Annotated in this window: 7 protein-coding genes; all 7 read right to left on the bottom strand. The window is 66.4% G+C overall.

Annotated features, from left to right (window positions below):
* The coding region (locus tag AC3WK8_RS18915; protein WP_492574077.1) for an SDR family NAD(P)-dependent oxidoreductase at positions 1-3,865 on the bottom strand (3,865 nt) is incomplete at its 3' end.
* Positions 3,866-3,931: 66 nt separating this feature from the next.
* Complete coding sequence (locus AC3WK8_RS18910) at positions 3,932-5,191, bottom strand: hydroxymethylglutaryl-CoA synthase family protein (protein ID WP_085600734.1); 1,260 nt, start codon at positions 5,189-5,191, stop codon at positions 3,932-3,934.
* 19 nt (positions 5,192-5,210) lie between these two features.
* On the bottom strand, positions 5,211-6,443 hold the full coding sequence (locus AC3WK8_RS18905) for a beta-ketoacyl synthase N-terminal-like domain-containing protein (protein ID WP_103325513.1): 1,233 nt from the start codon (positions 6,441-6,443) through the stop codon (positions 5,211-5,213).
* Positions 6,444-6,505: 62 nt separating this feature from the next.
* Positions 6,506-7,609: an ACP S-malonyltransferase gene (fabD, locus tag AC3WK8_RS18900; RefSeq protein ID WP_207255091.1), complete on the bottom strand. Its 1,104-nt coding sequence runs from the start codon at positions 7,607-7,609 to the stop codon at positions 6,506-6,508.
* A 71-nt stretch (positions 7,610-7,680) separates the two neighbouring features.
* Positions 7,681-7,935: an acyl carrier protein gene (locus AC3WK8_RS18895; protein WP_103325478.1), complete on the bottom strand. Its 255-nt coding sequence runs from the start codon at positions 7,933-7,935 to the stop codon at positions 7,681-7,683.
* Positions 7,936-7,981: 46 nt separating this feature from the next.
* A complete protein-coding gene (locus AC3WK8_RS18890; RefSeq protein WP_085600821.1) occupies positions 7,982-8,731 on the bottom strand; it encodes a polyketide synthase in 750 nt (249 codons plus the stop codon).
* 1 nt (position 8,732) lies between these two features.
* Positions 8,733-9,515 carry an enoyl-CoA hydratase/isomerase gene (locus AC3WK8_RS18885; RefSeq protein ID WP_085600819.1) on the bottom strand — a complete coding sequence of 261 codons (783 nt, stop codon included), beginning with the start codon at positions 9,513-9,515 and terminating at the stop codon, positions 8,733-8,735.
* Between the last annotated feature and the right edge of the window lie 10 nt (positions 9,516-9,525).

Here is a 9,525-nt window from a genome sequence, read left to right as displayed (position 1 = left end):
CACCCCAGTAGCCCCAGTGCACCAGCTTCACCGGATAGGGACGTTGCGCATTGCGGGCAAATTCATCGACGAAGCAACAGCCAGCGGCGTAGTTTCCCTGCCCCGCCATCCGCGCGAAGCTTTGCAACGACGAGAAGTACAGCATCAGGTCCAAGGGTTCGTTGCCGAAGACCGCGTCCAGGTTCAGCGCCGTTTCCTGCTTGGCCGCCAGCGCCGCCTCGAAGGTCTGTTCATCCATCTGTGCCAGGCTGCGATCGGCCAGCACCAGCGCGGCATGCACCACGCCATGCACGGCGCCGTAGCGCCCGCGGATTTCGCCCAGCGCCGCCTCCAGGGCGGCGCGGTCGCGGCCGTCGGCCTGCAGGTAGAGGGGCGCCGGGCCCAGCGCCGCCAGGCGTGCACACTGATCGGCGATCTCCTGGTCCTCGGCGCGCCGGCCCAGCCATACCACCTGGGCCTGGTACTGGCGGATCAGGTACTCGCTGAACGCCACGCCAATGCCACCGGCGCCGCCGAGAAGCACATACACCCCCGCCTGGCGGAAGGCCGGTTGCGCCGGTGCGGCGAGCTGGCAGGCCAGCAAGCGTTGGCGATAGCCACGGCCCTGGCGATAGGCCAGGGTTTCTCCGGCCACGCCTGGCGTGCGGCCGAGCAGCGCCGGCCAGGGAATCGGGTCTTGCGGCGCCAGGTCCACCAGGTCCAGGCGCCAATTGGGGTATTCCTTGGCCAGGCTACCGATCAGCCCGTGCACACTGGCCTGGAAGGGGTCGCCCAGTTCCTGCGGGCCTAGGCCCAGAGCCTGGCGGGTGACGACGCAAAGGCCTAGCGGCCGCCCGCCGTGCCCCAGCTCAAGCAGGGCCTTGATCAGCAGGAAGGCGGCCTTGGCGGCCCAGGGCTGGCCTGGCGGAACGTGCCAGACCAGATGCTCGAACGGCTCCTGCTGCTGGAGCCAGGACTGCCATGCGCCCTGGCCGTCGGCCGTCAATTGGCGTTGCTCCACCTCGTCGCAGATTTCCACCACCCGGCCCACAGGCCGCGAATCGCTCAGCGTATTGTCCGGCTGCTCGAGGATTGGCTCCCAGGCCGGCATCAGGCTCAGTTCCTGGAGCGGGTCGGTGCCCGTCGCTGCCAGCGGCGATTTATCCGCCGGCGCCCGGCTGCTGAATCCGTTCAATCGCACCATGACTCGTCCCTCGCTGTCTGCCAGATCGATATCGATCCCGCGTTGTTTGCCCCGGTCGTTCGTAGCGGGTCGCAAGATCGCCCATACCTCATGCGGCAGCACTTGCCACTGCTCGAGCTGCTGTAGCGCAAAGGGCAATGCCAGGGCGTCTTGCGCGGCCAGGCCCAGGCTGGCCTGCAGCGCGCCATCGATCAGCGGTGCGGGCAAGCCGACTCCAGGGGGCGTACTAGCGCCGCGCAATCGCGCAAGCACCAGGTCGTCACCCAGCTCCAGGCCCTGCAGCACCTGGAAGCTCGGGCCATAGTCCAAGCCAAGCCGGGCGAAGCGCCCATAGCAGGCGGCACCGTCTAGCTGGCGGCCACACCTCGCACGCAGTTGTTGGAGGTCGATCCGAGGTTGCTCAGGGCTGCTGTCCAGCCGCGCCCGGCCCTGGCTGTACACCAATGGCTCGTCCTGGCCAGCGCTGAAGATCCGATAGGCAACAGTGCCTTCGCCCTGCTCCTGCAGGCCAACATGTACTTGCAGCGGTGAGCGGAGCGCCAGGGGGCGCAGCCAAGCGATTTCCTCAAGCAGCACGGGATGCTCGGCCGGCAAGCCATGGACCTGGGCCATGGCCGCGCGTGCCCATTCCAACTGCATCGCCGCGGGCACCAACGGCTGCCCCGCGACCTGGTGATCGCGCAAGAAGAACTCGTCGCCCGTCAGGGTCGTGGAGAAACGCTGTTCACCTGCCAGCGAGCCGCTGTACTGGAACAGGGGCTGCAACGAGCTCTGCAACGCTGGAGGCAGCGGCCCGGGCTCGTCGCGCTCATCCGGGGGCTGCTCGATCCAGTAGCGCTCCCGGGCGAACGGATAGGTCGGCAGGGCAATACGATCCCCGGGCTGCTCGGCGTAGAGCGACCGCCAGTCGATCTGCGTGCCTTCGACCCACTCCCTGCCCAGCTCCAGCAAGTCCAGCCCGTCGGCCCCAGACAAAGCCTTGGCCGGGTCGACATTCCCCGTGCGCGCAAGAGACTTGCGAACATCGCCCACCACTGCCTGTTCGAGCGGCTGACCTTCGATGAAAGCTGCCAGTGTCGCGATGACCTGCCCAGGCGCGGTGGCGACAAAGGCCAGGCGTTGCTCCAGGGGCGCTCGCCCCACCTGGAGCGTATGGGCCAGGGCCGGCCAGTCCACATCCGTAGTGTTCTCGAGGAACGCCTTGAGCCGTGCGGCGCAGCTCTTGAGCTGCGCGGGGCGTTTGGCCGACAGCACGATCAGCAGCGGGTGCTGCTCATCCAGTTCCACGCTGGGGCGCCGGGCCTGTGGCCGGCGATACTCCTCGAGCACCAGGTGGGCATTGGTGCCGCTGATGCCGAACGAGCTGACCGCCGCGCGCAATGGCGCCCCGCTGCTAGGCGCCCAGGGTTGGCCCGAGGTACAGACGAAGAACGGCGACTGTTCCAGCTTGAGGTCGAAATGCTCGTTGGGGCTGCTGTAGTTCAGGGTCGGCACCAGTTGCCGATGGCGCATCTGCAACAGCACCTTGTGCACACCGGCCACACCAGCGGCGGCCGAAGTGTGGCCGATGTTGCTCTTGACCGAGCCCAGCCCGCAGAAACCCAGCGCACTGGTGCCCTCGCGAAATACCGTGGACAGGGCATTGAGTTCGATCGGGTCGCCCAGCTTGGTACCCGTGCCGTGCATTTCCACGTAGCTAATGCTGGCCGGATCGATGCCGTGGCGCTGGTAGACTTCGCGCAACAGCGCGGCCTGGCTGTCCTGGTTGGGCGCGGTCAAGCCATTGCTCCGGCCGTCCTGGTTGATCCCGGAGCCGATGATCAGCCCGTGGATCGGATCGCCGTCGCGCTCGGCATCCGCGAGCCGCTTGAGTACCAGCGCGCCCACGCCCTCCCCTGGCACGAAGCCGTCGGCCTGGTTATCCAGGGTCCGGCATTTGCCCCTGGGTGAAAGGACTCCGGCCGCGCACATGCAGACGTACAGCTCCGGCATCAGGTACAACGCCACTCCACCAGCCAGCGCCAGGTCCACTTCGCCGTTGCGCAAGGCCTGGCAGGCCAGGTGCATGGCCACCAGCGACGACGAACAGGCGGTATCCACCGGAATCGCCGGGCCCTTGAGGTTGAGGAAGTAGGCGATGCGGGCCGCGGCGATCGCCGGGCTGCTGCCGATCATGTCCACCAGGCCCAGGCGCTGCTGGACCAGGCTGCCGTACTCGCTGCCGCTGATGCCCAGGTACACGCCGCAACGCGACTCGCTCAGTTCCCGCGGCGCTCGCCCGGCATCCTCGAAAGCCCGGTAGCCCTCTTCCAGGAACAGGCGCTGCTGCGGATCCATCCGTTGCGCCTCGCTGGGGGCGATATTGAAGAACAGCGGATCGAAGCATTCGATGGCCTCCAGGCTGCCCAGCCACTTGCTGTAGGCCTTGCCCGGCGAAGGTATGGCCGGGTCGAAATAGGCATCGACGTCCCAGCGCGTAGCTGGAATCTCGCCCACGCAGTCGCGGCCGTCCACCAGGTTGCGCCAATAGGCCTCCAGCGAGTCGGCCCCGGGGTAGCGGCCGGACATGCCGACGATGGCGATGGCTGCCTGCTCTGGGCAGGCCTGGGGCGATGGCCTGGCGAGCTGTTCGCTGGCGCCAGGCGTGGCGGTGGTTTCGTCCTGCGGCGATCGTGGGTCCATGGATCGACTCCTTCAGTTGTCTGGCAAACCATCCATTGTTCGCGGCCCACCCATGGGCCCAGGTCCTTACTGGACCCATTCGTACTCGCGGTGGAATTCCTTGATTTCCCGCAGAACCAGCTGTGGTCGATCCGCACGCGGCAACTGCGGACGTACGCTGCAAGCGTCGTCGATCCGCACGTTGCGGGTGCCAAAGCGCACCTGCGTGTTGCTCTGCAACAGCCCTTCGTACTCGCTCATCGACAGCCGGTAACGGTTATCGAGCTGGCGTTCGATCTCCTGGGCCCGCAGTTGCACCTGACCTTGGTGGCGCACTACGCCGCTGTAGAACTCCGAACAGCAGCCCGAGCCATAGGAGAAGCAACCGATGCGCCCAGGCGATTCGAAGCGGCCATTGGCGATGGTGCTGGCCAGCGATAGCAGCACGGTGCCGCCCATGATGTTGCCGACCCGCTGGCAATAGCTGAGCCCCGGCGTCACCCGGCGCTGGAAATCGGCCTCGATGTCCGCCGGCGCGGCCCGGACCTGCTTGCGCATCATGGTGCGATGCGCGCCCTTGATCATCCCACCGAAGGGCGTATGGAACGCCAGGTAGCGAAACGAGCCGACATAGTCGACGTCGCCGACGCGCTTCTGGTACTCCAGGAATGCGTTCTCGCAGCAGTCCAGGTAGGACAGCAACGACAGGTCGGAGTCGCCGGCCTCGGTATCCGGGGTTGGCCGGCAGGTGTCCATCACTTCATAGCCGTAGTAGCCGTTGGCGCCGACGTCGATGTCGAAGACCCGCGGCTGGTCGCTGACCAGCATCGCCACGGCGCCGGCGCCGGTGCTGGGCTCGGCGAACGACCAGTCCTCGGTGAGGGCGCTGCCGCCGGTGGTCATGTGCCGGGCCAGGTCGGTGGAGATCACCAGCGCCTTGGCCCCCGGCGAGACCTGGGCCAGGATGAAGTTCACCGCCATCTGCAAGCCCGCGGTGCCCGAATAGCAGGCCTGCTTGAGCTCGAACAACCGGCAGTTGCGGTTCAGTCCCAGGTGGTGATGGACATAGGTGCTCAGCGACTTGCCGAAATCGATCCCCGACTCCGAACAAGTGATCAGCAACTCGATCCGGGCCTTCTCCTCGGCCGACAACGCCTCCACCAAAGGGCGTGCTGCGTTCACCGCATAGGTCACCGGGTCCTCGTCCAGCAGCGCGACGGTCTTTTCCTTCATCAGCAGATTATTGAAGCGCGCCGTATCCAGCTGGCGGTGCGCGGCCAGTTCGGCAACGTCCAGGCAGGCCCGACCGCCGAATACGTTCATCGCTTCGATTCCTACGGATAACATTGGCTTTCTCCTTGGTTGTTCATCGCTCATGACGCGTCAGGCACAACGCGGTGTTGATGCCGCCAAAACCCATGCTCAGGGTCAGGGCGTGCTCTATCGGGTGCGGCCTGGCCACATCACGGATCCAGTCGAAGGACGGGTCGATCGGCGTGTCCAGGTTGCGGCTCGGGTGCAGGTACCCTTCGCGCATCTGCACCAGCGTGGCGATTACCTCCACGGTGCCGGCGGCGGTGAGCCCATGGCCGAGCAGCGACTTGCTGGTGTTGAGGCGCACGTGGCCCAGGCCGCTGTCGCGCAGGGCAGCCAGCTCCACCACATCGCCCAGGGGCGAGCCGGTCCCGTGGGGGTTTACATAGTCGATCTGCCCCGGGGCCAGGCCCGCGCGCTCCAAAGCCTGGGCGATGGCGCGCATCTCGCCCTCGCGCGATGGGTCGGGATTGCGGTTGGCATCCATGGTCCAGCCCCAGCCGGACAACTCCGCATAGGGCCGGACGGTACTGCGCGTGGGGTCGGCCATGCGCTCCACCACCACCGCGCCGCAACACTCGCCATAGATGAAACCATCGCGGTCGCGGTCGAATGGCCGGGCCGCCTGCATCGGCGCATCGGCATACCGCTCGGAGCCCATGGCCCCCAACGAACGCAACGCCTGGCACTCCCAATGCGACAGATCCATCAGGGCGCCCAGCGCGATCGCCACATCCACCTGCCCCGACTGCACCGCCTGTAGCGCCTGGATCACCGCGACCTGGCCGCTGGCCGAGGCGCCGCCCACGGTGCAGGCCATGCCCTGGATGCCGAACTGCTGGGTACACAACCCGCACAGGTCGCTGTCCATGAACTCGACGCCATGACCCGGCCGCACGAAGGCCTCGCGCCCGGTATAGCGTTCATGGAGCTGGGCCAGTTCACGTTGCTGCAGGTTGCAGCCGCCGACGACCAGGCCGATGCGCTGCGGGTCCACGTCCTCCAGGCGGGCGTCCTGCCAGGCTTCATGCAAGGCCACCAGGGCCGCCTCGGCAGTCAGCGACAACTGCCGGAACAGCCGTGGCGAACGCTCCGGCGGCAGTTGCAGGGGGCCGAGTTCGGCGCCCAGAAAACGGCTTTGCCCCTGGCGCCCGGGGCGTTGCAGCACGCCGAAAGCGGCGTCGCCGGCCAGCAGTGCGCGGGTAAAGGCCTCCCGGCCCTGGCCAATGGCGGAAACGATACCGACACCGGTGATCGCAACGGGTAGTGGTCGAGTGGCAAGCATGTTGGCACCAGGATTGTCGATTCGGGCGAAGGCAACGGGCCGGCCCATGGCTGCATGGATGGCTACAACGCCTGGATCTCGTCGAGGGCGAAGTAGCCGTTGTGGCCCTGCAGGTGAACCGCCGCCCGGTGGCCCAGCAACACCAAGGCGGTGCTGCGGGTCAGCTGGTCGCCGTCGACCCGTAGCGAGCGCACCCGAGTGCCGGCGGGATGCCGGGCATTCCACTGGGCGACCTGCTCGATGGCGCTGTGCAGCGCCGCTTCTCGAGGTCCAGGCGCTGCGCCCCCCGGCGAAACCGCAACGCCAGGCGCAGGCGGGCGGCTGCCAGCGCGGATCTTCTCCACCAGCTTGGTCAACACCTCGCCATGGCCGACCTCTTCGAATTGCACCTCGCCCAGGGCCAGCAGGTATTGGATGCTCTCGCACCATTGCACTGGATGGGTCAGTTGCCGGACCAGGTTGTCGGCGATCGCTTCCTGGCTATACGGCTGGGCCGAAACGTTGGCGATGACCGGCTTGTTCGGCGGCGCCAGTTCCAGGCCTTGGAGATACGCGCGAAATACATCGGCGATCGGCTGCATGTAGCGCGAGTGGAAGGCGCCACTGGTATTGAGCGAATACAGCATGCCGCCCGCTGCCTCGACCGCGCTTTCCAAGCGCGCCAGTTCGGCCTTGGGCCCGGCGATCACGCTCTGCAAAGGGGCGTTGTGAATCGCCAGGTCGACACCATCGGCCTGTTGCGCCTGCAAAAGCTCCACCAGCGCGTGGCGCCGCAGGTTCATGATCGCGGCCATGCCCCCCTCCCCGCCACTGACCTGGCTCATCAGCTCGGCGCGGCGCTGGACCAGGCGCAAGCCCTCTGCGAAATCGAAGCACTGCGCGGCCAGCAGGGCGTTGAATTCACCCAGGCTGTGGCCGGCGAAACCATCCGCCTGGGCGCCATCGCGCAGCCGCTGGAAATAGGCCAGGGCGTTGACCACATAGATCGCCGGCTGGGTGTAGCGGGTCTGGTCCAGCAGGCCATCCGGGTCATCGAGGCACAGGGCCTTGATCGAATAACCGAGTATGTCGCTGGCCGCTTCGGTCAGCTGGGGGAACTCATCGAACAGCTGGCCACCCATGCCGCGCTGCTGCGAACCCTGGCCGGGAAAGATGAACACCTTCATTGGCACCTCCGTTGTGCATTGCCCCTGGCGGCGCGCCAGACCTGGCGCGCGCCCTGCCCGGTCCATCCGTGCTACACCGCCCGCGCCTCGAGCCGGGTGTGGATCAGGTCCGCCAGTTCGCCGATATTGCCCGGGCCGAACAGCTCCACCCGAGGAATGCTCAAAGACAGCGACTCCAGCACCAGCATCACGATTTCCGCGCGATCCACCGAGTTCGCGCCCAGGTCACGCAAGCGGTCGCCGCGGGTGAACGCATGGTTGGCAAGGGTGGGAATCACTTGCCGGACGTGACGGACGATCAATTCGAATACCTGTTCTCTGGTCATGCTTGTGCCTCGCTATTGAAGGAATATCGCACCGGGCAACGGCTAATCAGTTGCCGAACAGTGCCTTGATACGCTCCCGCACTTCGGGGTGATGAAAGGTTTGCTCGTGCATCTGCACCTCGCGGGCCGTGATTGCGGGCAACCGCGCGCGCAGGCCAGAGGTCAGATGCTCCTTGAGTAGCACCAGTGAATGCCGGGGTTTCTCGGCCAGTTGCGCCGCCAGTTCATGGGCGTGGGCCAGTACGTTCGCCCGTGGCAACACCGGGAACGGGATGCCGCGGCCTGCCAGTTCGTCGCCGCGATAGTTCGCGGCGGTCATCAGCAGTTCCTGGGCCAGCGCCAGGCCGAGCTTTTCCTGCAGTACCAGGGTCGAGCCGAACCCCGGGGTGAAGCCGTAACGCATGAAGTTCGCCGCATACACGCTCTCGCGGCTGAGCACCGCCAGGTCGGCGAACAGGCCGAACACCAGCCCGCCACCAATCGCATGCCCCTGCATGGCCGCCACCACCGGGATCTCGCAGTTCAAGGGCAGTTCGTAGATCGGATAGTCGGTGTACTGACCGCCCCCTGCGGCCAGTTCGAGCAGCATTTCCTGGGTGCCGCCGGTGCAGAAGTAGGTGTCGTAGCCGGTCAGGACCACCACCTTCCACGCCGGATTGCTACGCACCGTCTCGAAGGTACGGATCAGTGCCTGGGCCAGGCCAGTGGAGAATCCGTTCTTGTGGACGCGATCGGTCATGGTGACCTGCACGATCGCTGGCGTTACCTGTTCGAGCTGTACCAGATCGTCGCTCATCTCACACCTGCTCCCAGGGGAACGCTCCCGTGTCGACGTAACGCACGATGTTCGAAAGGTTCTGCGGATCGCTGAACACCTGCCGGTTGGCCGCCAGCGCGGCGTCGCGATCGAGTCGTGGGGCGCCGCACAGCGAACCACGAAATTGCTTGTAGCGCGCCACCCCCGGCCGGGACAGGCGCCGCAAGCGCAACAGGTGCTTGCGCAGCAGGTTGTCGCCATCGGCCTCGCAGGCATCCACCAGGCCCCAGGACAGGGCCTGGTCGACGCCTATCGCGCTGGTCATCAAGGTCATGTAGTGGGCGCGCTGCGGGCCGATGCGGCGCTCCAGGAACGGCAATACGCAGGCCGGCATCAACCCGAACAGCAACTCCGAAAGGCTGAACGAGGCGCTCTGGTCGGCGATCACGATATCGCTGGCGGCGACGAACCCGACGCCGCCGGCATTGACTTTGCCGCGCACGTAGGACAGCACCACGAACGGCCCGGTCGCCAGGCGCAGCCATAGGTCGTAGAGGGTGGCCGGATCGAGCACGCTGGAACTGGCCTGGGGGTCGTTGGCCAGCTTGCGTACCAGCGCGAAGTCCATGCCGAAGCAGAACACCTGCGGCAGCCCTTCGAGCACCAGTACCGTCACGCGCTCATCCAGTCGTTCCAGCAGGTCGGCCAGCTCGGCGACCAGGCGATCGTCGATGGTGTTGTTGGCCTCGGGCCGATACAGCTGCACGAAGCAGATGTTGTCCTCGTGGCGCACACGCAGGGTGTGGTATCCGGTTTCGATCATTGCCGCCTCC

It is taken from the genome of Pseudomonas sp. FW507-12TSA (assembly GCF_058781435.1).
The sequence above is the reverse complement of the archived record's forward strand: the minus strand, read 5'-3'. Positions and strand labels throughout refer to the sequence as shown.